The 24,432-nt window shown below is 33.9% G+C and carries 22 protein-coding genes; 12 read left to right on the plus strand and 10 right to left on the minus strand.

What is annotated here, in order from left to right; translation table 11 throughout:
- Positions 1 to 104: 104 nt before the first annotated feature.
- Positions 105 to 1,238: an aminotransferase class V-fold PLP-dependent enzyme gene (locus HMPREF2801_RS07895; protein WP_070611660.1), complete on the plus strand. Its 1,134-nt coding sequence runs from the start codon at positions 105 to 107 to the stop codon at positions 1,236 to 1,238.
- Between the two features lie 17 nt (positions 1,239 to 1,255).
- Complete coding sequence (locus tag HMPREF2801_RS07900; RefSeq protein WP_070611662.1) at positions 1,256 to 2,134, plus strand: DegV family protein; 879 nt, start codon at positions 1,256 to 1,258, stop codon at positions 2,132 to 2,134.
- Positions 2,135 to 2,194: 60 nt separating this feature from the next.
- Here HMPREF2801_RS07900 and HMPREF2801_RS07905 read toward each other — a convergent pair whose 3' ends face one another.
- A complete protein-coding gene (locus HMPREF2801_RS07905) occupies positions 2,195 to 3,517 on the minus strand; it encodes an MATE family efflux transporter (protein WP_070611663.1) in 1,323 nt (440 codons plus the stop codon).
- A 129-nt stretch (positions 3,518 to 3,646) separates the two neighbouring features.
- Between HMPREF2801_RS07905 and HMPREF2801_RS07910 the strand changes: the two genes are divergently transcribed.
- From HMPREF2801_RS07910 to HMPREF2801_RS07920, 3 genes are all read left to right on the plus strand, one after another.
- Complete coding sequence (locus tag HMPREF2801_RS07910) at positions 3,647 to 4,381, plus strand: gamma-glutamyl-gamma-aminobutyrate hydrolase family protein (RefSeq protein ID WP_070611666.1); 735 nt, start codon at positions 3,647 to 3,649, stop codon at positions 4,379 to 4,381.
- 527 nt (positions 4,382 to 4,908) lie between these two features.
- Positions 4,909 to 6,048, plus strand: a complete 1,140-nt coding sequence (locus tag HMPREF2801_RS07915; RefSeq protein WP_083303736.1) for a YibE/F family protein — start codon at positions 4,909 to 4,911, stop codon at positions 6,046 to 6,048.
- A gap of 93 nt (positions 6,049 to 6,141) precedes the next feature.
- On the plus strand, positions 6,142 to 9,057 hold the full coding sequence (locus HMPREF2801_RS07920; RefSeq protein WP_070611667.1) for an S-layer homology domain-containing protein: 2,916 nt from the start codon (positions 6,142 to 6,144) through the stop codon (positions 9,055 to 9,057).
- A gap of 721 nt (positions 9,058 to 9,778) precedes the next feature.
- Here HMPREF2801_RS07920 and HMPREF2801_RS07925 read toward each other — a convergent pair.
- Entirely contained in the window at positions 9,779 to 10,855 is a 1,077-nt protein-coding gene (locus HMPREF2801_RS07925; protein ID WP_070611669.1) for a hypothetical protein, read from the minus strand.
- A gap of 115 nt (positions 10,856 to 10,970) precedes the next feature.
- On the opposite strand from HMPREF2801_RS07925, the gene HMPREF2801_RS07930 reads away from it, so the two are divergent.
- Positions 10,971 to 11,240, plus strand: a complete 270-nt coding sequence (locus HMPREF2801_RS07930; protein ID WP_019125287.1) for an ACT domain-containing protein — start codon at positions 10,971 to 10,973, stop codon at positions 11,238 to 11,240.
- A gap of 9 nt (positions 11,241 to 11,249) precedes the next feature.
- Positions 11,250 to 12,605 (plus strand): PFL family protein, encoded by a 1,356-nt coding sequence (locus tag HMPREF2801_RS07935; protein ID WP_070611671.1) that lies wholly within the window; start codon positions 11,250 to 11,252, stop codon positions 12,603 to 12,605.
- Positions 12,606 to 12,670: 65 nt separating this feature from the next.
- On the opposite strand, the gene HMPREF2801_RS07940 is transcribed toward HMPREF2801_RS07935, so the two are convergent.
- Together HMPREF2801_RS07940 and HMPREF2801_RS07945 are read right to left on the minus strand one after the other, a co-directional pair.
- Complete coding sequence (locus tag HMPREF2801_RS07940) at positions 12,671 to 13,213, minus strand: nitroreductase family protein (protein ID WP_070611673.1); 543 nt, start codon at positions 13,211 to 13,213, stop codon at positions 12,671 to 12,673.
- Position 13,214: 1 nt separating this feature from the next.
- Complete coding sequence (locus HMPREF2801_RS07945) at positions 13,215 to 13,904, minus strand: DUF188 domain-containing protein (RefSeq protein ID WP_070611675.1); 690 nt, start codon at positions 13,902 to 13,904, stop codon at positions 13,215 to 13,217.
- Positions 13,905 to 14,000: 96 nt separating this feature from the next.
- Between HMPREF2801_RS07945 and HMPREF2801_RS07950 the strand changes: the two genes are divergently transcribed.
- Positions 14,001 to 15,131, plus strand: coding sequence for an LCP family protein (locus tag HMPREF2801_RS07950; RefSeq protein WP_070611677.1), 1,131 nt, complete (start codon positions 14,001 to 14,003; stop codon positions 15,129 to 15,131).
- Between the two features lie 65 nt (positions 15,132 to 15,196).
- Here HMPREF2801_RS07950 and pepT read toward each other — a convergent pair whose 3' ends face one another.
- The 3 genes from pepT to HMPREF2801_RS07965 form a co-directional block, all read right to left on the minus strand.
- Positions 15,197 to 16,405, minus strand: a complete 1,209-nt coding sequence (gene pepT / locus HMPREF2801_RS07955) for a peptidase T (RefSeq protein WP_070611679.1) — start codon at positions 16,403 to 16,405, stop codon at positions 15,197 to 15,199.
- A 90-nt stretch (positions 16,406 to 16,495) separates the two neighbouring features.
- A complete protein-coding gene (locus tag HMPREF2801_RS07960; protein WP_070611681.1) occupies positions 16,496 to 16,918 on the minus strand; it encodes a PPC domain-containing DNA-binding protein in 423 nt (140 codons plus the stop codon).
- Positions 16,919 to 16,997: 79 nt separating this feature from the next.
- Complete coding sequence (locus HMPREF2801_RS07965; RefSeq protein ID WP_019125275.1) at positions 16,998 to 17,471, minus strand: methylglyoxal synthase; 474 nt, start codon at positions 17,469 to 17,471, stop codon at positions 16,998 to 17,000.
- Between the two features lie 118 nt (positions 17,472 to 17,589).
- Here HMPREF2801_RS07965 and rpsF point away from each other — a divergent pair, with 118 nt between their 5' ends.
- From rpsF to HMPREF2801_RS07985, 4 genes are all read left to right on the plus strand, one after another.
- Positions 17,590 to 17,874, plus strand: coding sequence for a 30S ribosomal protein S6 (gene rpsF, locus HMPREF2801_RS07970; protein WP_019108155.1), 285 nt, complete (start codon positions 17,590 to 17,592; stop codon positions 17,872 to 17,874).
- 9 nt (positions 17,875 to 17,883) lie between these two features.
- Entirely contained in the window at positions 17,884 to 18,417 is a 534-nt protein-coding gene (locus HMPREF2801_RS07975; protein ID WP_070611683.1) for a single-stranded DNA-binding protein, read from the plus strand.
- Between the two features lie 11 nt (positions 18,418 to 18,428).
- Positions 18,429 to 18,653, plus strand: a complete 225-nt coding sequence (gene rpsR, locus HMPREF2801_RS07980; RefSeq protein ID WP_019108153.1) for a 30S ribosomal protein S18 — start codon at positions 18,429 to 18,431, stop codon at positions 18,651 to 18,653.
- A 125-nt stretch (positions 18,654 to 18,778) separates the two neighbouring features.
- Entirely contained in the window at positions 18,779 to 19,813 is a 1,035-nt protein-coding gene (locus tag HMPREF2801_RS07985; protein WP_070611685.1) for a copper amine oxidase N-terminal domain-containing protein, read from the plus strand.
- Between the two features lie 376 nt (positions 19,814 to 20,189).
- On the opposite strand, the gene HMPREF2801_RS07995 is transcribed toward HMPREF2801_RS07985, so the two are convergent.
- From HMPREF2801_RS07995 to HMPREF2801_RS08005, 3 genes are all read right to left on the minus strand, one after another.
- Positions 20,190 to 21,497 (minus strand): YjiH family protein, encoded by a 1,308-nt coding sequence (locus tag HMPREF2801_RS07995; RefSeq protein ID WP_070611689.1) that lies wholly within the window; start codon positions 21,495 to 21,497, stop codon positions 20,190 to 20,192.
- Positions 21,498 to 21,684: 187 nt separating this feature from the next.
- On the minus strand, positions 21,685 to 23,430 hold the full coding sequence (locus HMPREF2801_RS08000; protein ID WP_070611691.1) for a hypothetical protein: 1,746 nt from the start codon (positions 23,428 to 23,430) through the stop codon (positions 21,685 to 21,687).
- Positions 23,431 to 23,438: 8 nt separating this feature from the next.
- Complete coding sequence (locus HMPREF2801_RS08005; RefSeq protein ID WP_070611693.1) at positions 23,439 to 24,332, minus strand: FUSC family protein; 894 nt, start codon at positions 24,330 to 24,332, stop codon at positions 23,439 to 23,441.
- Between the last annotated feature and the right edge of the window lie 100 nt (positions 24,333 to 24,432).

Raw genomic sequence — 24,432 nt, forward strand, 5'->3', positions numbered from 1 at the left:
AAAGAGGCAAAAATTTTTTTGTGTGAAAAAAATATTTGTCCCAAGGGAATTTATAAGTTCCTAGAAGAAAATTCTGCTAGAAAAATTATAAGGATTGGTGAAAAATGATTTACTTAGACAATTCATCTACCAGCCTAATAAAACCGGATGTGGTGGCAAAAACTTTATATGAGGCTCTTGCCAGCAAAAAATTTTCCAATCCATCTCGTGGATTTTATGATGAAGCTATAAATTCAAGTCAGGCAGTCTACGATACTCGGGAGATTATTGCAGATTTTTTTGGCATAGAAGATCCACTTAATATTGCCTTTACGGCAAATATAACTACATCTTTGAATTTAATTTTGTCCTCTCTATTTAAAAAGGGCGACCACATTATTACAAGCCTAACAGAGCACAACTCTGTCCTAAGGCCTCTCTATCAACTTGAAGATAGGGGAGTAGAACTTTCTTTTATAGACATTGATGACAATTTTAATTTAAAATTAGAGGAATTGGATAAATATTTAAGGGAGAACACTAAGGCAATAGTTATTACTGCAGAATCCAATGTAAGTGGAGCTATGACAGATTTAGATTACCTTTATGACTTTGCCATAGACCATGATCTTTTAGTAATAATTGACGGAGCACAGGCTGCAGGCACAGTGAAAATAAAATTTAATGAGAGAAAATATCCAAGGATAATTTTTTGCATAACAGGTCACAAGGCTCTCTTTGGTCCAAGTGGCACTGGGGCAATAATAGATTTGTCTGGCGAAAAATTTAAAAATGTCTTTACTGGCGGCAGCGGAGTAAATTCTTTTGACAGATTTAACCCAGTAGACATGCCCGATGTCTTCGAATATGGGACAATTAATTTTCACTCAATTATTGCATTAGGCGCTGGGGTAAAGTTTATTGATGAAGTAGGCATAGATGAAGTTTCAGAAAAAATTCACTGTCTTCGCAAAAAACTTTATTATGGCATAAGAGATATTCCTGGCATAAAACTATACTCAAATGAAAAAAATACATCCATAGTTTCCTTTAACTATAAGGACTATGCCTCATCAGAAATCTCAGAAAAATTATATAAGATGAGTAAGATTGCCTCAAGGGGAGGAATCCACTGTGCGCCACTCTTTCACGAGAGAGTGGGAACAAAAAATCAGGGCATAGTGAGACTTTCACTTTCCTATTTTAACAATGAGGATGAAATAGATAAGACAATAGAGACAATAAAAAAGCTAAAATAAGCACACAGGAGGGACAAATGGCATTTAAAATAATATCTGATTCTTCATGCGACTTAGATATGAGGACAATTGAAGAACTTGATATAGAAGTTTTAAAAATAAAAAGCACAGATCAAGATGGAGAAGACCTGCCAGAAGAAATGACTAATAAAGAAATTTACCAAGAGATGAGAGATGGCAAATTTTTTAAAACTAGTCAAATAACTTACTACGAATACTTACAAAAATTTGAAGACCTGGCAAGTAAAGGCATTAGTTTTATCTGCATCACACTTTCATCAGGACTTAGTGGAACTTTTCAAAATGCCTGCATGGCAAAAAAGGAAATAGAAGAAAAATATCCTGTAAAAATTGAAGTCATTGACTCCCTTGCAGCTTCAGTTGGCTTTGGTCAAATAACATACTTTGCAGGGCTTGCAGCAAAAAATGGAGCGAGCTTTGAAGAAGTAACTAGCCTGGTAAATTTTTTAGTTAAAAATACCAAACACATCTTTACAGTTTTTGACCTTAAATATCTCTATGAAGGCGGCAGAGTTTCCAGGACCAAGGCAAAAATCTCTAGCGTCTTAAATATTTTGCCAATCCTTGAAGTTGATGAAGAGGGAAAACTTTTTGTGTCAGAAATTGTGCGCGGTAAAAACAAATCCTACAGAAGGATGGTGGAAATTATTTCTGAAAATTCCACATCAGATGGAAGTGACAGAGTCTTCCCAGTTTATGCAGACGACAAGGAAATTTTAAATCCCCTTATTTCTAAACTAGAAAAAGAGAATTACCACAAATATTTGTCACTGGAGATAGGTCAAACAATAGCAGCCCATGTTGGTCCAGACATTTGTGGATTGGGTTATCTGGCTGAAAATATTCCTGAAGAATTTAAAAAATATTTGGACTAAAATAAAATTTAAAATAAAAATAATGCAAAGTAAAAGGAAGCCATGTTTGACTTCCTTTTTTTAAGCTCTTTGTAATTTTGGTTTTTCTGTCATCTTCTTTAGAGAATACATTGCAATTAAAAATACTATAAATTCAGATATAAAGGCTCCCAGGAATAAATATCTTGCTCCAAAAAGCCTTACACATAGGTAAATGGAGAAGAAGAGGGCCACTGATCCTCTCATTATATTTATTACTATGGAATATTTTGGATTTCCAATGGCAGAAGAAAGTGTTGCTATAAATAAATTGTGTCCTGCCAATAAAAACATCAAGGCGTAAAGCCTTAGGGGTCTAATGGAAGATGAAATCATAGTTTTATTTTCTAAAAACATATTAAATAATTTTTCTGCCCCAAAATATGATATGGCATACATAATTATGGAAATTATAGAGATAAAGATGAAACTCATTTTTATAATTTTTAAACTTTTTTCTCGCTCTTCTGATCCATGATAGTAGGAAAGGAGTGGCAGAGTTCCGTGGCAGACTCCTTGGAAGGTTGAGTTTGCAAAGACGGAGAGGTAATTTATAACTGCATAGGCTGATAAAAATTCTGGCGAAATATATTTTATTATGAATAAGTTAAAGATAAAGACGAAGGTTGCTGTGTTAAGTTCAGAAATAAATTCGCCAAAGCCATAGGCAATAGTTGTCTTTAAATAGGACAAAATTTCTTTTGCCCTCATTTTTATTTTCACAAAGCGAAGATAGCCCTTGGCAGCCCTAAAGTGAATGAAAAAAATGACGCAAGATAAGAACTGTGCAATGCCCGTAGCAAGAGCGGCACCTCTCACTCCCATGTGAAACTTGTCGATTAAAATATAATCTAAAATAATATTTGTAAGGCAGGCAGAAACTGCACCTATTATTGCAGTCCTTGGAAAGCCATCCACCTTTACCAATACTTCAAAGGCATAGGAAATTATATAAAAGGGCGAGAAGAATACAATTACAGATAAATAATCGTGAGACAGTTGAAATAAGGTTGAGTTTGCCCCCAAAAATAAAATTATTTTATCCATAAAAATCAGTGCAAGGGCGGCAAGAAGACCTGCAAAGGCAAGTATAAAAATAAGAATAAAGGTAAAGACCTTATTTGCCTCGTCTCGATTTCCCTTGCCAAGCTCAATGCCAATTATGGTTTGAGAGCCAACGCCTGTTATGATGGCAATGGCAAAGAGAAAATTCACATAGGGAATAACTATTGTCACTGCAGATAATTCTAACTCACCTGCAAAATTTGCTACAAAAAATCCGTCGACAATTGTGTAAATTGAAAAGACCCACATAGCAATTATAGATGGGATAACAAATTTGAAAAATTGTCTCTTTAAGTTCATAAAACACCTCTGATTCCTAAATTATATATCAGCCCTATTTTTTAATCAAGAAAGACAAAATGGAAGCTTACCTATTATCAATAAGGATTCTCTTTGATATAATTAAAGATAATTTAAGGGAGGAAAATTATGAAAAAAATTATAGGAATTTCTGTGAATTCACTTAGGGAACTTTCTCAAAAAGATGTTGGCGAGATTGGAGCAGAGGGTCAAGACTGGCAGCTATTGACGACTGATTATATTAGGGCCATAGAAAGAAATGGAGGTCTGCCAATTTTAATTCCTAACATAAAGAGCATAGAGGACATGAGTCTTATCCTCGATAAGCTTGACGGACTACTTTTATCTGGCGGTCACGATGTGAACCCAAGAATCTATAAGGAAAGAAACAGTGGAAAGGCAGGCAACTTTGACAACCTAAGAGACCATCAAGAAATTTTTATGACACAATATGCCCTTGAAAGGGACCTACCTATACTTGGAATTTGCAGAGGTCTTCAAATTTTAAATGTAACACTTGGCGGATCCATTCACCAAGACTTGCCTTCAGCAGGCTTCCCTGCCCATTCACTTAACAATTCGCTGAGAAATGAGCCCTCACATTTATTAAAAATTTTTGAAAATTCTCCTCTCTATGAAATATTTAAGAGAGATGAAATTTGGACAAACTCCTACCACCACCAAGGCATAAATGAACTAGGAAGGGGCTTAAAGGTTGCCGCACTTTCAGAAGAAGGACTTGTTGAAGCAGCTTATCTTGAGGACAAAAAATTCGTCCTAGGAGTACAGTGGCATCCAGAAATGATGTACGACGACAAGGAAATGAATATGATTTTTGAAAAATTTATTGACGCTTGCAAGTAAGTTTATAAATTTTTGAGAAAATTAAGGGGTTGTTGCAAAAGACCCCTATATAGAAAAAAGACGAGGAAACATAAAAATCCTCGTCTTTTTGTAATTAGAATATCCCTGGTTAGACCAGGGGTTCAATTTAGCTTTAGCGATGAAAAACTAATAAAAAAAGACATCCATGTTGAAATAAATTGTGGTTTACCAGAACACAAAAATAACAGGAGGTTTTTTATTTGTTTAACACCTCTATATTATTTCTTTCGTTTAGTGTAAGATTTTTATAGCTCATATTAACCTCCGTGTGTGTTTTTGCCGTTATTAACACTTTACACGAAGTTAGTATGAGTTTTTATTTTTTATTTGTGTCGCATTTAATTTTACAACTTATCAAATGAAAAGAGAGACTCGAATTAACGAGTCTCACCAATATTTGACATAGAGCCTTTTTATATAAGTGATGGGATAATAGATTTTATTTTACATTAAATATATATAGAATTTACTTTTGAATGCAATAATTTTGCAGAAGGAGTGAAAGGATGAGTAAAAAAATAAAATATATTTGTAACGGGGCGTTAGTTTTAATTTTAATTTTAATTTTTATTTTTTGGAAAGATGTAGACTTTGGAGATACAGTTATAGTTCAAAACGCAGTTTCTTATGAGAAGGGTAAGGTTATAAAAGTTTTAGATGAAGATACAGTTGAGAGTTATCCAAATTTAAAGACTGGATCCCAAAAAGTTTTGGTTGAAATGAAAAATAAAAGGTTTGATAAACCAATAACTATAGAAAATAATTTATTTTCGGAACATTCTGTGTACTTAGAGGAAGGTTCTAAGGTAATAGTTTATGTGGACGAACCAAAGGGGATTGAGCCATATTATACAATTTATAATTACGACAGATCTGTCCCAATAGCTATTATGTTAATTTTATTTTTAATAATGTTATATGCAATTGGAAAGTCAAAGGGGATAAAATCTGCGGCATCACTTTTTATAAGTTTATATTTAATGTTTTGTTTTATGATCCCTCTAATATATTTGGGACATTCGCCAGTATGGATTACAATATTAACCTGTGTCTTGGGAAGTATTTATTCGGTTGTAATACTCCAAGGTTACACATTAATTGGACTTGTAAACTTAATAAGTGTGTCAGTTGGATTTATATCTGCTGCAATATGTTTTTATATTTCATCTTATTTCACACATTTAAGTGGATATAATTTAGCTGATGTAGAAGGACTCTTACTTATAAATTCAAAAACAGGATTACAAATATATCCTCTTATGTTTGCAGGTGTTGCCATAGCAACCTATGGAGCTTGTAAGGACGTTTCCGTTTCAATATCTTCTGCACTTCATGAGATATATGTGAAAAATCCTAAAATAACAAAAATAGAACTTTTTAAATCTGGGATGGTAATAGGAAAGGATATTATAGGTACTATGGTCGATACTTTGGTATTTGCATTTTTGGGAAGCTCCATAGCTACAGTTTTAGTTTTAATATCCTATGGAGTTGATTTTAATCAATTAGTTAGTTCAGATTTTTTTGCTGTTGAACTTGTCAATTCGCTCATAGGTACAGCAGTAGTAATTATAATGGTTCCAGTTAGTGCTTATCTATCAGGAGTAATCTATAAAAAAGAAAAAATCAAATTAAAAAGAAGATAAATTTACAAAATATTTATAAATCTATTACAAGAAAAATTCTTTATCTTTACAAATTTATGAAATAATAAATTTGACTGAAGAGGAGGTAAAAAGATGAGAAAAAAATTCAGTTTATTTTTAGTTGTGTTAATGTTATTATCAGTGTTTTCGCCACTTGGTTTAGAAATTAATGATAATAAGGTAGCAATTAACACAAATGTAGTAGAAGCAGCAGGAGATTATTTAGATGAACCAGATTTTTTCAAATATAATGAAACTAAATGGGTTTATGTAGATTCTGGTCAAGATCCTGGAAAGGAAAATGATAGATATTCTTGGACAAAGGGAGACTTTAAAGAGGGAACAGAATTAAAAGAAACAACTAAGTCTGATTTTTCGGCCAAGAGAGGCGAGCTATCTACTATCCAACCATATAATGAAGGTGTTTTACTAAAACAATATAAAGAAAATAAAGAGGACATAGAGGCGTACTTCTTCCTTCATAAGCTTGAAACTGAAAAACCACAAGAAGGTAAGGCTGCAATATTTAATATTGAGTATGACGACGCTGCAATAGTTTACTTAAATGGGAATGTTGTTTTTGAAGGATCAGTTCCAGAAGGTGGATATCCTACTAATTTATCTTATGGAGGATCAAATCAAGGAGATCCAATAAGAGAAGAGGTTACAATTACACCAAAACAGTTACAAGAGTTTTGGAATAATAATGGAGATAATTATATAGCAGTTGAAATCCATCAAGGAAGAGCAACATCCTCAGATATATTTTTTGCAGCTTATGATGGTTATTTTAAAGAATTACCACCAGAACCAGAAGCAGGAAGTATTCAAACAAATGCCATATTGACAATAGGAAAAGATCCTTCTGAAAGAAATTTCACATGGTATTCAAATACTAATGTACCAGGAAAGTTTGAATTTAAAGAAGCTAATGTAGATAAAGACTTTACAGGTGCAACAGTTTTAGATGCAAATGTAATCGAAAAAGTAAATAAAAAAGGATTCTCAAGTAATTCTGTTACACTTGAAGGATTAAAACCAAATACTGAGTATATGTATAGATATTCTAATGGAGAAACAGTTTCTGAAGTAGTAAATTTTAAAACACAAGGAACAGAAGATTTTAGTTTCTTTATTGCAGGGGACCCTCAAATAGGTTCAGGTGGATATTTAAATGGTAAAGAAGGATGGGATAAAACTTTAAAACTTTTACCAAGTATAGATCCCAATGCGTCATTCTTACTATCACTTGGAGACCAAGTAAATACATCATCTGATGAAGAACAATATGATGAATACATTAATAGAGAAGGATTTAAAGGCCTTACACTTGCAACAGTAATTGGTAATCATGACTCTGGAAACAGGGCCTACACTGAACATTTTAAATTTTCAAATGTTCAAGAAGAAGGTAAAACAACAGCAGGAAGCAATTACTACTATGTTTATAATAATACTTTATTTATTTGCTTAAACTCAAATAATAGAGATTATGCTGAGCATAAATCGACAATTAAAAAAGCAATCGCAGAAAATCCAAATGTAAAATGGAAAGTAGTGGCATTCCACCACCCTCCATATACAGTAGCCTCTCATGCATTAGATGGATATATTAGTAATATGAGATCAACACTTGTTCCTATATTTAAAGAAAACAAAATTGATCTTGTATTAAATGGACACGATCACGTTTATACAAGAACTCATGTAATGGATGGAACAAAACCAATAATTGAATGGGAAAATGGAGAAGAAGGAAAAGCACCGAGTGAATATGTAAATCCAAAGGGAATTATATATGTAACAACAAACTCGGCATCAGGCTCCAAACATTACAATATAATGAAGAATCAAAACTTTGAATTTTCAGCATTTAAAAATCAAGAATATATTCCAAATATTTCAAACCTAAAAATCACAGATAATTCTATTGAAGTAACAACTTATAGAACTAGCGACAAGAATATTGTAGATAGCTTTAAAATTATAAAAGAAGATCCAACACCAGTAAAGCCATCAGAAGTTAGAGTTACTTTTAAAGTTGATGAAAACAAAGGGAAATTCGTACCAAATGAAGATGGCGTAATTCTAAATACAAGAGTTCTTCCAATGAATTTTGATGCAACAAAATTAGAAAAAATGGCACCAGAAGTAGAAGGACTTGATGGATATAAATTTAAAGGTTGGGACAAAGAGTTTGTAGGCGAATTAGACCAAGATTTAACAATAAATGCTATATTTGAAAAAGTAGAAAAAACAGAACCAGAAGAAGATAATTCAGTTGAACCAACTAAACCAACTCCTACTCAACCAGAAAAAGATGACACAAGAGAAGAACCAATAAGACTCTTCCCTAGACATCATGATCGAACAGAAACTCATCCTGTTTATGTATCAAAATCAAGTATATTCACAAAAGAAGATGCATTAAAAAAGGGAAAGGAAATTGCAAATAAAAATTTAACAAAAAATTCTGGAAAAGTTACTGATATTGATGGACATTGGGCTAAAGATTCAATAAATTACGCACTTGAAAATAATTTAATTGACTTAATAGGAAATGAATTTAAACCAAATAAAAATGCTACAAGATATAGTGTAGTAAAGGCATTGGGAAGATTCAAAAAAATTGATGTGGAAAAATATAAAGGCAAGTCTTTGAAAGATGTTGATGCAAATTCAGAAGAATCTGCTTATGTAAATTGGGCAATCAAAAATGGTATTATAGTAGGCTATGAAGATAATACTTTTGGAGGAGATAGAGAGATAACTCGTGAAGAAATTGCGAGAATACTAAATTTATTTGCTGAAAAATTTGATATAAAAGTAAAGAATCTAGAAGCTCCTAAATTTAAGGATCAAAATAAGATTTCTGACTGGGCATCAAAAGATGTAAAAGAAGCAACAGAAAAGGGTCTATTAGTTGGACGTGATGATGGAACTTTTGGACCTAAAGATAATTTAACTAGGGCAGAAGTCGCTCAAATGATTGTAAACATGATTAAATAAAATCACAAGTTAAAGTAAATCTCAGTGTAAGAGCTGAGGTTTATTTTTATCCAATTCTTTATTAAAAAACAATAAAAATTCATTGAAAATCATTAAATGAAGTTTTATTTTTAAATTTTCAAATATAATGACTAAAATGTATATGGAAATTTTATAGCCATTATATTTGATGAAGAAAAAATGAAATTTTATTTTTAAAATGGGATACGTGATTTTAATAAAAGGTGTTGTTGAAAAAGACCCCTATAAAGACCCCTATATAGAAAAAAGACGAGGAAACATAAAAATCCTCGTCTTTTTTTGATACAATGTATTTATGAAAACCGTTAAAAATACATCATCATTAATTAACTAACTAACTATACACTAGTTAATGATACAATTCAACTAAGATTAAACTTTAATACAAAAATATATCCAATCTGAGCGTCTATTGTTCCCTGGCTATCATTTGCAAAATATTTTGGATAATATCCTCCATTTTGATAAACTGTAAACACAGATAGTCCTACGTTCTGAATATTATTAATTTCTTTTAATGTCAAAGCCTTTGATTTTGATTCCCCAACATTTGCTTTTTCTTGTAGATTCTTAGGAGTAGGAAAGGGCCTTCCGATGACCTCTGTGTGCCCGAATGGGTATTACTCCCCCTCCTAATAATAAAAATACATATTATTGAATAAAAAAATCCTAGATTTTTATTAATTTTTTTAAATTATTTTTATTCAAAATAATCAACTGTCCATTTTACTGCTATTCCTGTTTTTTCGTGGTAGAGGATTCCGTCGCAGTGAGGCCAGTTTTCTGTTCCCACTTTCTTTTTTGCCTCTTCGTAGTCCTTTTTCTTGGCAATTTCTATTGTGCCTGGGTAATGGTTTGGTCCATTTTCAATGTAGACCACATCTTTTTCGTAGCCAGGAATCTCTTCAAGCTTGTGGGTGAAGTCCTTTAGTCCACTTTCCTGAGCCTTGTAAAATAATTCTTCCATTAATCTATCGTAGTGTTCCTTTCTTCTATCAGAAAACATCAATTTGCCAGAGATGTCATCGTCACCGCGAGCCATTTTTTCAATAGAAGGTCCGTATCCTGCCCCATCCATAGCTTCAATCTTTTCATCAAAGACAAAATTCTTATCATGGTCTAGGACATAGCGAAGTTCCATAGGAACAGTGTAGCCAGATTCGTCATTAAAAATTCCATTCTTGTAGGAATAATTTTCATTAGTTACAATTGCAAGAAAAATTAATTTTCCATCTTCAAAGAAGTCCTTAACAAGATGAGTATAATAAATTTGGTAGTCGCCAGGGTTCTTCATAGTTTCAATATTTTGAACTTGATTTGAAAGCAAAAGTCCTAGGACCTTGTCCCTTAAATTATCCTTTGACTCAATTAATTTTGAATTTTCTTTTCTAATTTCTTCGTTTTTATAAATACCATCTACTTTTTCCTTGGAAAGTTTAACTATTCTACCGTGAGAATAAATCATTAGATCTCCTGCTTTATCTTCAGTCTTTTGTGTGTCCTTGTTATTAAAGCTCACTCCCATAAAAATTCTTTCGTAGTCATCTAAAGTCAAGTCGCCAAGAATTTCTGCAAGAGGAAATTTTTCACTAGACTCGCCAAGATTTTCTCTTGCAATAAGGAGTTTTATTTCTGGCTCATTTACTTTTTCCTTTTCACTTTCTTCAACTTTATTTTTTTCAGCTAGATCTTCTTCGTTGGAATTTTTATTTTTGCCACAAGCAGTGAAAAATAAAATTGCAATTAAAGAAATTATAATGATTTTAAATTTTTTCATATTACCACCCTTTTAACTTATAATATAATAAAGCAAGAGGAGATTCAATTACAAAAATAATATTAAAGGCTTAAATTATGGTATAATGGTTGTAATTTTAAATAAGGGGGATGCTATGAGAGCTGTAATAACTGTTATTGGTAGTGACAAAATCGGTATTGTATACGAAGTAGTAAAGAAGATGGTGGAATTTGACTTAAATATTGTGGACATCACACAAACAATTTTAGACGACTACTTTACAATGATTGTAATAGTTGACTTGACTAAGATGAATGTTGAGTTCCAAGAAGTTGTTGACGCCTACGAAAAACTTGGCGAAGAATTAGATCTTTCTATTAGGGTTCAACACCAAGGTATCTTCGACAAGATGCACCAAATTTAAGGAGCTATTATGGATAAGAGAAGAATATTAGAGACAGTTAGGATGCTTGACCAAGAGAACCTAGACATTAGGACCGTAACTCTTGGCATATCACTTTTAGACTGTATAGATAAAGATGGAGAGGCTGCTCGCGAAAAAATTTACAATAAAATTATTAAGTACGGCAAGCACTTAGTTGAATACGCCAATGAAATCGGTAAAAAATATGGCGTAGAAATTGTAAACAAGAGAGTTTCAGTTACACCTATTGCACTTATAGCAGGGGCAACTGAAGAAAAAGACTACACAGAATTTGCAAGGACACTAGATAGGGCTGCAAAGGAAATTGGCGTTGACTTCATAGGTGGTTTTTCTGCCCTAGTTCATGGAGAGATGACGCCATCTGATGAAATTTTAATAAATTCAATTCCTCGCGCCCTTGCTGAAACAGAAAAAGTTTGTGCTTCAGTAAATGTTGGGACAACAAAAAAAGGTCTAAACATGGATGCAGTTAAATTAATTGGTGAAAAAATTGTTGCCACTGCAGAAAATACTAAGGATGCAGACTCCATTGGCTGTGCAAAACTTGTTGTCTTTGCCAATGCAGTGGAAGACAATCCCTTTATGGCAGGAGCCTTTCACGGAGTTGGCATGGGGGATGTAGTCCTTCATGTTGGAGTTTCTGGTCCAGGTGTTGTTAAGTATGCCCTAGAAAAAGTTAAGGGCGAAAGCTTTGATGTAGTTTCAGAAACTATTAAGAAGACTGCCTTTAAAATCACAAGGCTTGGCGAACTAATCGGCACAGAAGTTGCCAATAAGGTGGGAGTTCCCTTTGGCACAATTGACTTGTCCCTTGCACCAACACCAGCCATTGGTGATTCTGTTGCAAGAATCCTAGAAGAAATTGGCGTAGAATTTGCAGGAGGACATGGAACTACAGCTGCCCTTGCCATGTTAAATGACGCAGTGAAAAAAGGTGGAATCATGGCATCTGACCATGTTGGCGGACTTTCTGGTGCCTTCATACCAGTAAGTGAAGACGAGGGCATGATTGAAGCTGCAAGAAATGGTCACATTGGACTAGATAAGCTTGAAGCAATGACTTGCGTGTGTTCAGTTGGTCTCGACATGATTGCAATTCCAGGAGACACTAAGGCATCAACACTTGCTGCCATAATTGCCGACGAAGCCATGATTGGAATTATAAATCAAAAGACAACGGCTGTAAGACTCATCCCAGTAATAGGAAAGGGCGTTGGCGAAGAAGCAACCTTTGGCGGATTACTTGGTTCAGCTCCAATAATTCCAGTCCATGTGGGAAGCAGTGAAAGATTTGCCGCAAGAGGAGGATTTATTCCTGCTCCAGTACACAGCTTTAAAAACTAAAAAATAAATTTTAAGGTGATGTTGCAGAGTAGAATCATCTATTATGCAACATCACCTTCTTTTTATCAGTCTTCTGTAATTATTTTGTATAAAGCATCAGATGTCTTTCTTTTTTTCTCGCGCAAATCGTCATTTTTTGCGTAGCCAATAGCTATTACAAGTCTGATTTTGCTCTTGGTCTTTAAAAATTTTTGCAACTTTTCTTCGTCAAACCAACCGATTATACAAGTTGATAGTCCAAGGCTTGTGGCTTCTGCTGTAAAGTAGGCAGCAGAAATGCCTATGTCAATGGACTTGTAGTCTTGATTCTTTACACTTGAGCCAATCTTGGCAGACAAGTTGTAATTTTCTTCTGTGACAATGGCAAAGGCAGATACATCTTTGGTGAAGGAGTTCATCTTGCCAAGTTGAAAGTATTTTGAAAGGTTTTTTGCATCGTCGCCGTGGACAAGGTAATAGTAGTAGGGCTGTGCATTGCAAGCTGATGGTGCAAGCTTCATAGTTTCAAGGCAAGCCTCAATTTTTTCTATTTCAACTTCTCTATCTGGGTCATAGTCTCTACATGACTCTCTTTTTTTCGCCAATTCTCTAAATTCATTAAAATCCATATTATCCCTCTAAAAATTCATCTAAGTTTCCATCAAAAAAGTAAAATTCGTCGTCGCGCTTAAGTGCAGGCACGCCAACGCGATTTTCTTCAACAATTTCGTCAAAGTCCTCGGAGAAGTCCCTCTCCTTTAAAAATCTCTTCAAGTTTGCCATTGATGCCGTTATGTCTACAATTTCGCAGTCCAAATTTTTTTCTTTTACTGCTGTAATTGCAGGTGGACAGTCTGGGCAGAGGCTTGAAACAAATAGTGTAAGCATATTATTTTCCTCCAAAAATTTATCTAGGGCCCTATAAAATTCTTCATCGGCACTATTATCTCTTTTTGCAATATTAAAATAAACTTGTCTCTCTCGCATTTTTCTCTTAAAGTGACGGCTTTCTAGCATGGCTACTATGTTGTCATCGTCTATGAAGTTACCTTGAAAGTCCATGACTCTTGCCTTTTTTGAAAGGGCAAGGGAAGATAGACCCTTGTCATTTGTTATGACTAAGTCTTCACTTGTTGCATGATTGGCAATGTAGATGTCGGCTGCTTCCTTGGAGATGTCAACGCTAATGACTTCGCCATAAGTTGGCAAGAAGTCCTGGCTGTAATTTTTTACCAAGAGAAGCCTTGCCCCGTATTTTTGGCAGAGCCTTTCACATATTTCGCGCACTGGTGAACCGTCTGCGTCTAATAATATTTTCATATTTATCTTTTACCCAAAGTATTTTCACAATATCATGCAAGCAAAAAGTATTGAAAATTTATTAATTTTTATATAGACTTAGTTTAGGAGGTTAATATGAAATATATTTATAGAATATTTGTATTCCTTACAGTTATACTCCTCCTTGGAGCATTAGGACTTACATTTATATTTATGCCAAGGGGAAAAAAATTAGATGACAATAAAAAAATTATAAATAAAGAAGAAGTTGCTGAGCCAGAAAAAATTACTGTCTTCAATGACGATGAGGACATTGTAAATATTTTATTAGTTGGACTTGATTCCAGCCAAGTGACTTATGAAAAGGACGAGGACTCTAAGAGGGCAGACACAATTATGCTCTTATCCATTGATCCAAAGTACGACAGAGTTAGACTTTTATCCATCCCAAGGGATACATACTACAAGTTAAAGGGCTATGACAATTATAGGATGAATGCAGCTTATTCTCGTGGAGGTATTGATCTTCAAGTTTCAAGTGTAGAAGACTTTATGGGAGTAAAAATTGACCATTATGTTACAGTCAACTATGAGGCAGTGAAGGAGCTTGTAGATGCCATTGGCGGAGTGGAAGTTTACACGCCAGAATACAAGTACACAGACCCATCGACTATACCGCCACTAGAAATTAATTTTGAAGAAGGTCTTCACCTCTTAAATGGAGAAGACTCTGTGAAATATCTTAGAATTAGAAAAATTTACAAGGACCAAGACCTTGACAGGATTAAGGCACAACAAGATTTCATCATGAAGATTTTTGACAAGATGAAGTCACCTAAAATGCTTTTAAAAGTTCCAAAACTTGTTTCCATTGCCAATAAACACATTGAGACGGACATGAACTATGGTCAGCTTTCCTATCTTGCCTACTATGGCATAACTCTGGACAAGGAAAATATCGGTATGAAAACTGTGGAAGGCACTACTAAAAAGGGTTCACCCCTATATTTTGTGGATAAAGATAGTGCAACTTATGAAGCCCATGAACTTGTAAGACTGAGAGATAAGGAGTCTGAAGCAAGTGAAGAAGACTTAAATTATACCGAAGAAGAGCTTAAGAATATGACAGAAGAAGAAAGGGCGGCTATTGAGCAAAAAATTAGAGACAAAAAGCTTAGGGAAAAATTAAAGGAAGAGGCTGTGAAAGAAGAAAATTCTACTTCTGTTTCTAATTCTAATGAAAATGAAGTTAAAGATGAAAATTAAATAGGGAAAATTATTTTATAAAGAAAGACCATCAAAGTGCATGATGGTCTTTTTTAATGTAATTCTTATTGAGCTAAAAGCTCTATTATATTTTTTACAACTTCTTTGGACTTTTGCATCTGGTCAAGGCTCACAAGTTCGTAGCGACCGTGATAATTGTAGCCACCAGTAAAGATGTTTGGAGTTGGAAGACCCATAAAGGATAATTTTGAGCCATCAGTTCCGCCTCTTACTGGGCCAATTTTTGGAGTGACGCCAGATTTTTCAAATGCTTTTTTTGCAAGGTCAATTATTTCCATGTGGTCCTCTAAAACTTCTCTCATGTTATAATATTGGTCTTTTATTTCAAGTTTTATGCACTTGTCGTATTTTTTATTCAAGAAGCTTGCAATCTCCTCAAATAATTTTTTCATGTCTTCAAACTTTTCTCTTGAGTGATTTCTTATGATGTAGTTCATTTTTGTGAACTCAACAGATCCCTCTATGCCAAGAAGAAGGGAGAAGCCTTCGTAGCCTTCTGTGTATTCAGGTCTTTCGCCTGCTGGGAGCATTGAATTAAATTCCATGGCTATTAGCTGGGAGTTTACCATGGTGTCCTTGGCAGAACCAGGATGCACATTTTTGCCTTGGATTTCGATTTTTGCTGAGGCCGCGTTAAAGGTTTCGTATTCAAGCTCGCCAAGAGGTCCGCCGTCAACGGTAAAGGCAAAGTCTGCCCCAAATTTTTTCACATCAAACTTATCTGCACCTCTGCCGATTTCTTCGTCAGGTGTAAAGGCAATTTTTATGTCGCCATATTTGGCATCCTTGTCCTTTAAAAGTTCTTCCACAGCAGAAATAATTATGGCTATGCCAGCCTTGTCGTCAGCACCTAAGAGTGTAGTCCCGTCTGTTGTTATAAGAGTTTCGCCCCTTAAGTCATTTAAAAAGGGAAAGTCAGAGACAGATGTGGTGAAGTCCTCATTTAATTTTATGTCGCAGCCATCATAATTTTCAATAACCCTTGCCCTTACATCCTTACCGCTCATGTCGGGAGCAGTGTCCATGTGAGCAATAAAACCAACAGTCTTCTTGGCTTTTACCCTGCCAGGGATTTTCCCATAGACATAGCCATTTTCATCAATCTCAGCCTCAATGCCAAGGGACCTTAATTCCTCCACCAAGAAATTCCCAAGCTTTAACTGTCTTTCTGTTGATGGACAAGTAGGGGAACTTTCGTCACTTGTTGTCTCAAAGGAAACATAATTTAAAAATCTATCTAAAATATTTGTCATAATAACCTCCAATGAAATTATTCTATCAAAAAAATGCAAAAAAATAAAAGTGACTTCAAAAGCCACTTCTATTTAAAAATTTTAATAAAATTAATCAAACTTATAAATATTTATGCCAGTGTAGTCGTCCTTTTGTCTTTCCACAGTGCCCTCTATTACATTAATAGTTAGTTCGCAAGTTACACTTATCTTGGCAGACTTTAAATGGCCGCCATAAACTTTTCCGTCAGTGTCAGATGCAGATATGTGAAGGTGTGGATAGTATTCGCCATCTAGGGTTGTGATGCTACCAATTAGAGATAAAATTTCAAATTCGCCCTTGAAATTTTTTTCCTTGTAATCTCTTTTTGCCAGGCTAAAGAGTCCAATAGTGAAGTCGTCTGTGGCTCCAATTCCATAAATGCTTGCAAGTTTAATATTTTCCTTTAAAGCAAGATCCTTTAATTTTTCGTGAACTTCTTCAGTTCTGTCAATCCTTGCGATAATTTTGTCGCCAAATCTTTTGTAATCCATAATTCCTCCTATTTTTATTATCGAAACATTTGAAAAATTTTAACTTCTTTAAATTAATTTTACCAAAAGTTTTTAAAAATTAATCAAAATCATTTTTTGAAATTCTATCTTCTACAGAGTATTCGTTGTCCAAAATTTCCACATCATACTCCTCATTAAACATTGGCGAAGACAAAATATAGTCGCCAGTAGTAGGAGATGTTGCCATGGCAATATTGTATAGGGTGGAAATCCTAAGTAATGCCTTTACATCGGGGTCGTGAGGTTGCGCCTCAAGAGGATCCCAGAAGAAGATCAAAATATCAATTTTTGAATCAGAAATTTTTGCACCAAGTTGTTGGTCGCCACCAAGTGGACCAGAAACAAGGCGTTTGACATCAAGAGATGTCTCACGAGAGATGAGGGCAGCAGTGGTCCCCGTTCCAATAAAATTGTGCCCTCTTAATTTTTCTTCGTGCCTTTTAACCCAAGCCAGGAGTTCTTTTTTCTTGTGGTCATGGGCAACAAGGGCTATGTTTTTCTTTTCCTTCACTTTAATTTTTTTAACTTGCATAAGTACCTCGAATTTTTAAAAAATCTTGACTAAGCTCTTTCTTTAATATATAATATCAAAGATTGAAATCCTTGCATAGTTTTTTTAGCTATGCCGTAGACCATGAGGAGGTGAAAGTATGAACAAATACGAAGCGGTGATTATGTTTTATCCTGAAGTGGAAGAAGAAAAAAGAAATGCTTCTTTCGACAGACTTAAAAAGGTAATCGAAAAAGACGGTAAAATTAATAACGTTGATGAATGGGGCATGAGAAAATTAGCTTACGAAATCGACTACAAAAAAGAAGCTTATTATATTTTCGTTGAATTCGAAACAAAACCAGAAGACATTGCTGAAATCAACAGAGTCGCAAAGATCATGGACCCAGTTATGAGACAAATGATTATAAAAGTTGAAGACTAAGGAGTTTTTATGAATTGTGTTAGTTTAATAGGAAGACTAGTAAGAGATCCAGAACTTCGTTATGCGCAAAATGGAACAGCTATTTGTCGTTTCACTCTTGCTGTTGACAGAAGAATGTCAAAGCAAAAGAGACAAGAAGCTCAAGCTAATAATCAACAAACTGCTGATTTTATTGGCTGCACAGCTTTTGGTCAAACAGCTGAACTTATTGCCAATTACCATAGAAAAGGAAGTCAAATTGGAGTTGAAGGTAGAATCCAAACAGGAAGCTACGAAAAAGAAGGAAGAACTATTTATACAACAGATGTTGTAGTAAATAATTTAACTTTCATAGGCTCAAGCCAAGGTCAAAGCCAAGGCGGCTTTAATCAAAATAATTTCCAAAGTCAAAACCAAGGTGGATTTAACCAAGGTGGTTTTAATCAAGGTGGATTTAATAATGATCAACCAGTAAATTCAGCCTACGGAAATGACTTTTCAAAAAACGATAATGACGATGAAGATGGATTTTTCCCTGTTGATAATGACGATATTCCATTTTAAGGAGGGTAAAAATGCAAAGAAGATTTGGCAGAAGGAAAAAAGTAGATCCTTTTGAAAAAGATAAAACTAAAAAAATTGACTATAAAGATGTTGATATGCTAAGAAATTATATTTCTGACCGTGGCAAAATTCTTCCAAGAAGAATCACAGGTTTAACAGCAAAACATCAAAGAGAAATGACAGTTGCTATAAAAAGAGCAAGACAAATCGCACTTATTCCATATAGCGCTGACTAATTAGACTTAAACTGCTGGCTTATCCCAGCAGTTTTTTTGTTTTTCTTTTGTATTTTTATACCCACTCATATATAATTGCTTTAAAGAGTTACATAATTAAAAATTTAATTTATAAGGAGGTTTTTATGAAGAAGAAATTTATTTTGGGACTAAGTTTACTTGCTCTTTCTATTCCAAGTCTTGTTTTTGCAAATTCTAATATTAGGCTTTGGGTCAAGGGCAAAATTGTAAATTCTGATGTGGCGCCCTATATTTCTGAGAGCAGAACTATGGTGCCTATAAGGGTTATTTCAGAAAATTTGGGAAAGGTCGTTACTTGGAATAATGATGATAAAAAAGTTATTATTAAGGATGAAAAGGGCAATGAGTTTTCTCTTGTTATTAATGAAAAATTTATGGAAGACCTTTCCAGCAATGTAAATAGAAGGATAGAGCTTGATGCGCCAGCTGTAATTAAGGATGACAGGACCTTTGTGCCTATAAGGGCAATTGCCGAAGCCTTTGGCGAAAGGGTTCATTGGGATAATGACAAGAGAGTCGTTGTAATTGGCGATAATTATGATTCTAAGAAAATAAAAAATGATGAGATAGAAAAGACAAAAGATCCTCTAGGTCTTGACTACCTTTACAAGAAGGACATGGCAGGAAAATCTGATGAAGAAAAGGCAACTTATGAAAATAAAATGAGAAATATGCCTTCAAAAGTTTTTAAGGGCAGAAAAAATGGTGAAGTTGAGGCTTGTCTTGCTTGGTTATCCTTTGCCAAGGCTGGAGAATTTTTTGAAGCTGACTTAAATAAAAATCCTTTTTTAAATCCTAATAAGGATGGACTCGACATAGGTTTAACTGAAAGAGGAGAATCCATGTCTAGCTTCGATGACTACGAAAAGGATGAGAAATACACAAGAGAACTCATGGGCGTAAGCTCTGGTCCATCAATGGCAGGGCTTGAACATTTTGATTATTATTTAAATTTTGATGGTACTTTTAATTATTTTAGGCTCCCTCTACACTATCAAGGCGATGCTCCAGAAATGTTAAAGGAAGTTAAGGATATTGTCTCTAAGCCAAAGAAGGTAAAATTTATTAAGGCTGATAAAAAGGATGTTGAAAAGCTTTTAAAGATTTTGGGAGAAATGTCTTACAATCCCTATAAGTAATAATTTTTATAAGAAGGCTAGCTTAGGCTAGTCTTTTTTATTTTGACTTTTATAAAGAAATACAAATTATAGCCAATCAGAAAGCCAATCGACTGTCTATCCCAGAAGTCAGACCTATAATAATTTATTTTTAGAAATTCTAAAATAAGAACAAGGAGGCTTAAGAGATAGAAATTTTTTCTCTTGCATAATTTTGATTTTTCTAGTTTGTAGCCATATAAAAATTCTAATATTACATAAGCTATAGATTTTATAATAAAGTAAAAATTCATATTATCACCAAAATTATTGTAACAAGTTCTTGTAAAATGAGCGTAAAAAAAAACCAGGCAAATGAAATAAACCTGGTTTTTAAAAAATATTAAATTATTTTAACTTATCTAAAGAATAGATAAAGTATTGGCATAGTGATTACTATACTTAAAATAACTCTTTCAATCCAAATTATAATATAATCTGAGAATTTTAGAGGTATTTCTGTTCCCATCATTACAGGAATTGATGCTGAGAAGAATAGGATTTCTGAAACTGATACTACTGCTACTAGCATCTTTGCTATTAGTCCAAGTCCTGCGTTTGCTACCACTGGTGCTGGTAAAAGCATTTCTGCAATACTCATGCCAAGGGCTTGAGCAACCATAAGCGGTTCTTCTACTCTAGTTATTAGTGTGAATGGATAGAAGATGTAGCCAATGATGTCAAAGATTGGAGTGTACTCTGCAAGTAAAAGTCCTATCATACCTACGCCGAGAAGTGATGGGGCAATGTTAAGTGCCATTTTAAATCCGTCAATAAAGTTATCTTTTATAACAACTGCTAAGGAGCCAGAATTTTTGTAAGTTTCCATTCCTGCATCTAGGGCTTCGCCAAAAGTAACTTTTTTCTTTTCTTCAGGTATATATTCTTTTCCAGAATAATATTCTTGTGGTTTTTTATTTAGTGGGAAAATTCTTGCTGTAATTGCTGTTACTATAAATGTAACGAAAAGTGTAATCCAGAAGTAGGCTAGCCAGTAGTCTAACAAGTCCAAAGTTTTTGCAACTATAATCATAAATGTTGCAGATACTGTTGAGAAACCTGTTGCGATAATTGCTGCTTCCTTTTTTGTGTAAGTGTCTTCCAAGTAAACTCTATTTGTAATTAAAAGTGCTAATGAATAAGAGCCTACAAAGGATGCAACGGCATCTACTGCTGACCTACCTGGAGTTTTAAATACTGGTCTCATTACTGGTTCCATAAATACACCAATAAATTCCATTAGTCCAAAGCCAGTTAAGAATGCCAAGAAAACTGATCCAATTGGCACGATTGTAGCTACTGAAACCATGATTGAATTCCAAATAAGTGGTAGCATATCTCCATCAAAAATTCTTGCAGGGCCTTTATTAGTTACATACATAAAAACAAAGACTAAAGCTACAAGTTTAATTGCAAAGAATACTGAGTGAAGTTTACTTTTTTGCCAAGATTTAGTTTTTATTGCATAGGCTATACCAGCAAGCACCATGAAAACGCCAAAAATTAAATTATAATTTGGAAGTTTTTTTACAAGTGTTGTTATGTGGTCAATTGGTATACTCTTTGCTCCGCCTATTGTAATAGGCACAAAGAACATAAAAATTCCAAAAAGTGAATAAAAAATAAATAGTGCAATGTCCGTCGAGTTGAATTTTTTCTTTTCCATAATGTCCTCCTTAATTTGTATTAATATACTATGGTTAAGCTTTATTATACCATAGTATTAGCAGATAAAACGAGAGTTGACTAAATTTCAACTTATTTTTTTTAAAAGTTATTTAAGATAAGAGCAATTTTTTTAAAATTTCATAAAAAAAAAGAGCTCGCCAAAGCTATGGACGAGCTCAAAATTTTTATTTTTCATCATTGAAGTTAACTTTTATAATATTGTCGGCATTTACTTCTTCTGTTGTGTAGTAATTATAAATGTCTTTGCCAAAATTTGTGATTCTTATACTTTTATCAGATTCCTTTATCTTTATAACTTCCAAATCTTTTAAAATATTTAAGAGGGCGACCTCATCTTCTGCAAAGGCTCTATTTTTTATGACCTCTCCATCTTTTAAGTCTTTCAAAAGATCTTTCACAAAGCCACTATATTTATCGTAGTTTATACCAAAGGAGCTTTCCAGAAAATTTTTATTAGTCAAGGATTCAACCCAAAGGGAAAGCTTAGTTATGTCGTCAAGGGCTTGGTATTCATCGGCATAATCTGTGAGAAAAAGTTCTTGTGGAAAGTAATCTCCGCTTATTAAGGTCAAATTTTTTTTAAGCATAAAGTTTAGGTAGAGCTCAATTAGTGGAAGGTGCTTATTTTTTAGGGTCTTAACATCCTTTGTGGGCTTTAAATTTATGGCAGATGAAAATTCTTTTAACATAGCGGGAGAAAGGTCCCCTGACTTTAACAAATTCACATAGTTCATGTCGAGGAAAGTGATAAAGCTATCGAAATTTTCTATAAAACTGTTGCCAAAGACTGCTTTTTTGTTGTCATAAAGTATATCTAGTAGGTTGTCATCAGAGTAAAAGCCGCTTTCACTGTTTTTCAAAAGTTCCATATAATAAAAAATGTTGTTCTTTATTTCGCCTAAATCTTTTAAAATATTTTTTACGCCCCTGCCCATGATTTGAAGCTGTCCATAAAAGACAAGCAAAAAGTCTATGGACTTTATTAAGTCTTCTCTCGACAAGAAGTCTCCAGCCTCGCAAAGGTCCTTAATCATTTCCTTGTAGTCTAGGTCATAATCCTTGAAGGTCTTTTCTTCTTCATAGTCACCAAGGCTTAGGCATCGACTTAACTTTGAGAAGAGAGTGAAGAAGAAGCCCATTATAAATTCCACATCCTCACCAGGGAAAATTTTTTGAAATAACTGTGTGTCTTGGGCTATAAGCAGATCCTCTTCATAAAAAGACCTTAGCAAGTGACCAAAATCTTCCAAGCCATCTAAATCTTCTAGGTCTTCATTGGGATGGAGAAAATAATTATTTATAGATTCTAAAGTTACGCCAAAGACGGCAATGATATTTAAAAATTCTCTTTTTAAGAAGTCCTTATTCATTTTTATGGGACCGTAATTGTCCTCTATGTGTCTGAATAAGCTAATGAGGTTTTCTGAAAAAGAAAAAAAGACTTTCTCCTCCATAATTTGAATGACTTGAAGTATGGATTTTTTATTTTCATGACCAAAAATCCTGTAGAGACCAAATTCATCTTTGCTAATATTGATCTTTGTGTAATTTTCAACTTCTATATATTCATCTAAAAGGACATCGTAAAAGGTAAAGTGGTCATCTTCTTTCCTTATCCTAAAAAGGGACACATAAGAGTCCCTGAAAATTTTTATAAGATAAGCATAATTTTCTTCAGGGACTTCGAGCTCTTCTAGCATGCTTTTTAAAACTCTCTTTGCATTATCCTCATACTCTTTAAAGTCAAAGAGCATAAAGGCTGCCAGTTCGTCTCTATCTCTTACCATTACATAGGGATTTTCTGTAATGGGAGCAAATTCAATTTCATTTATAAAATTTTCAAAGCCAATGCTTGCTTGGCTCAAGAGTTTTTTTCCTATTTCATAAATTTCTCTTGTAGTTAAATTCATTTTTTCACCTATTCTTCAACTAATTCCTTTAGTTCATCCATGTATCGCAAAATATATTCTATGTGATAATTATAGACGCTATCCACTTCAGTTAAGTTATGAGAAGAGGGCTCATCTAAGTTGTAGCGGCTATTGACATCTTCGGAAATTTTTTCGCTCAAATAATTTGCGTTCATATTATTTATTACTTCTAGCCGAACAGATATGCTTTCAAGCAGAGAGACGATCTTTGTTTCTTTATCAAGAGAATGGTCGTGATGAAAAGGAGTCTTTATTTCCTTTTCCAAAAGTTTATAAAGAGTATTTGCATTAGATAAATTTTCGTTAAAATCAGATAAATTTGCCCTCTTGTCGTAAATTATTTCTCTCAAAACTCTATTTGCTGATTGGTAGCATTTTTTTGAAACTGCAATAAAATCTTCCCCGATATTGGGTGAGGATATATAGTAATTTACAAGGACGCCAACAACAACTCCTATAACTGTTCCTAGGATCCTATTTACGGCGTAGAGAGCCTTATTTGAATCAGAGCAAAAACTTGCAACGAAAACTATGCAAGAAAGTTGTGCCATGTCACGCATCTTTATTACAGAAAGTATATAGATTGTAATTAAAATGCCAAGTCCAGCTATAAGAGGCTCAACTAAATTGGGCACAGATATTTTGGAACTTATATAGCCAAGTATTACTCCAAAGACGCAGGTAAAAAGTCTCTTCTTCATGTCGCTAAGTGATTCTGACATTGATGGCTTCATGGAAGAAACTGCGGCGATGGATACAAATATTGGCGAATTTAAATTTAAAAGGTAGGAGATGTAAAGTCCAATTACAACAGCTAGGGCCGTCTTAATTGCACGCATGCCAATTCTGTATTTGTAATCAAATTTATTTTTGATAGCCATGTAATCCTCCCATCTATTTTTTTAATATGCAAGATAATTATATCAATAATGGATATAAAAGTACATTTTGATAATTTGCCAAAGTCTTGATATTATTTGT

The organism is Peptoniphilus sp. HMSC062D09, from assembly GCF_001811425.1.
Taxonomy (GTDB): domain Bacteria; phylum Bacillota; class Clostridia; order Tissierellales; family Peptoniphilaceae; genus Peptoniphilus_A.

Excerpts from the sequence above, each read along its gene's own strand:
- HMPREF2801_RS07960 (WP_070611681.1), bottom strand. The coding sequence starts at position 16,918 with ATGGATTACAAAAGATTTGGCGACAAAATTATCGCAAGGATTGACAGA.
- HMPREF2801_RS07905 (WP_070611663.1), bottom strand. The coding sequence starts at position 3,517 with ATGAACTTAAAGAGACAATTTTTCAAATTTGTTATCCCATCTATAATT.
- HMPREF2801_RS07915 (WP_083303736.1), top strand. The coding sequence starts at position 4,909 with ATGAGTAAAAAAATAAAATATATTTGTAACGGGGCGTTAGTTTTAATT.
- HMPREF2801_RS07995 (WP_070611689.1), bottom strand. The coding sequence starts at position 21,497 with ATGGAAAAGAAAAAATTCAACTCGACGGACATTGCACTATTTATTTTT.
- HMPREF2801_RS07925 (WP_070611669.1), bottom strand. The coding sequence starts at position 10,855 with ATGAAAAAATTTAAAATCATTATAATTTCTTTAATTGCAATTTTATTT.
- HMPREF2801_RS08000 (WP_070611691.1), bottom strand. The coding sequence starts at position 23,430 with ATGAATTTAACTACAAGAGAAATTTATGAAATAGGAAAAAAACTCTTG.
- rpsF (WP_019108155.1), top strand. The coding sequence starts at position 17,590 with ATGAACAAATACGAAGCGGTGATTATGTTTTATCCTGAAGTGGAAGAA.
- HMPREF2801_RS07930 (WP_019125287.1), top strand. The coding sequence starts at position 10,971 with ATGAGAGCTGTAATAACTGTTATTGGTAGTGACAAAATCGGTATTGTA.
- HMPREF2801_RS07935 (WP_070611671.1), top strand. The coding sequence starts at position 11,250 with ATGGATAAGAGAAGAATATTAGAGACAGTTAGGATGCTTGACCAAGAG.
- rpsR (WP_019108153.1), top strand. The coding sequence starts at position 18,429 with ATGCAAAGAAGATTTGGCAGAAGGAAAAAAGTAGATCCTTTTGAAAAA.
- HMPREF2801_RS07965 (WP_019125275.1), bottom strand. The coding sequence starts at position 17,471 with ATGCAAGTTAAAAAAATTAAAGTGAAGGAAAAGAAAAACATAGCCCTT.
- HMPREF2801_RS07920 (WP_070611667.1), top strand. The coding sequence starts at position 6,142 with ATGAGAAAAAAATTCAGTTTATTTTTAGTTGTGTTAATGTTATTATCA.
- HMPREF2801_RS07910 (WP_070611666.1), top strand. The coding sequence starts at position 3,647 with ATGAAAAAAATTATAGGAATTTCTGTGAATTCACTTAGGGAACTTTCT.
- HMPREF2801_RS07900 (WP_070611662.1), top strand. The coding sequence starts at position 1,256 with ATGGCATTTAAAATAATATCTGATTCTTCATGCGACTTAGATATGAGG.
- HMPREF2801_RS07985 (WP_070611685.1), top strand. The coding sequence starts at position 18,779 with ATGAAGAAGAAATTTATTTTGGGACTAAGTTTACTTGCTCTTTCTATT.
- HMPREF2801_RS07895 (WP_070611660.1), top strand. The coding sequence starts at position 105 with ATGATTTACTTAGACAATTCATCTACCAGCCTAATAAAACCGGATGTG.
- HMPREF2801_RS08005 (WP_070611693.1), bottom strand. The coding sequence starts at position 24,332 with ATGGCTATCAAAAATAAATTTGATTACAAATACAGAATTGGCATGCGT.
- pepT (WP_070611679.1), bottom strand. The coding sequence starts at position 16,405 with ATGACAAATATTTTAGATAGATTTTTAAATTATGTTTCCTTTGAGACA.
- HMPREF2801_RS07975 (WP_070611683.1), top strand. The coding sequence starts at position 17,884 with ATGAATTGTGTTAGTTTAATAGGAAGACTAGTAAGAGATCCAGAACTT.
- HMPREF2801_RS07940 (WP_070611673.1), bottom strand. The coding sequence starts at position 13,213 with ATGGATTTTAATGAATTTAGAGAATTGGCGAAAAAAAGAGAGTCATGT.
- HMPREF2801_RS07950 (WP_070611677.1), top strand. The coding sequence starts at position 14,001 with ATGAAATATATTTATAGAATATTTGTATTCCTTACAGTTATACTCCTC.
- HMPREF2801_RS07945 (WP_070611675.1), bottom strand. The coding sequence starts at position 13,904 with ATGAAAATATTATTAGACGCAGACGGTTCACCAGTGCGCGAAATATGT.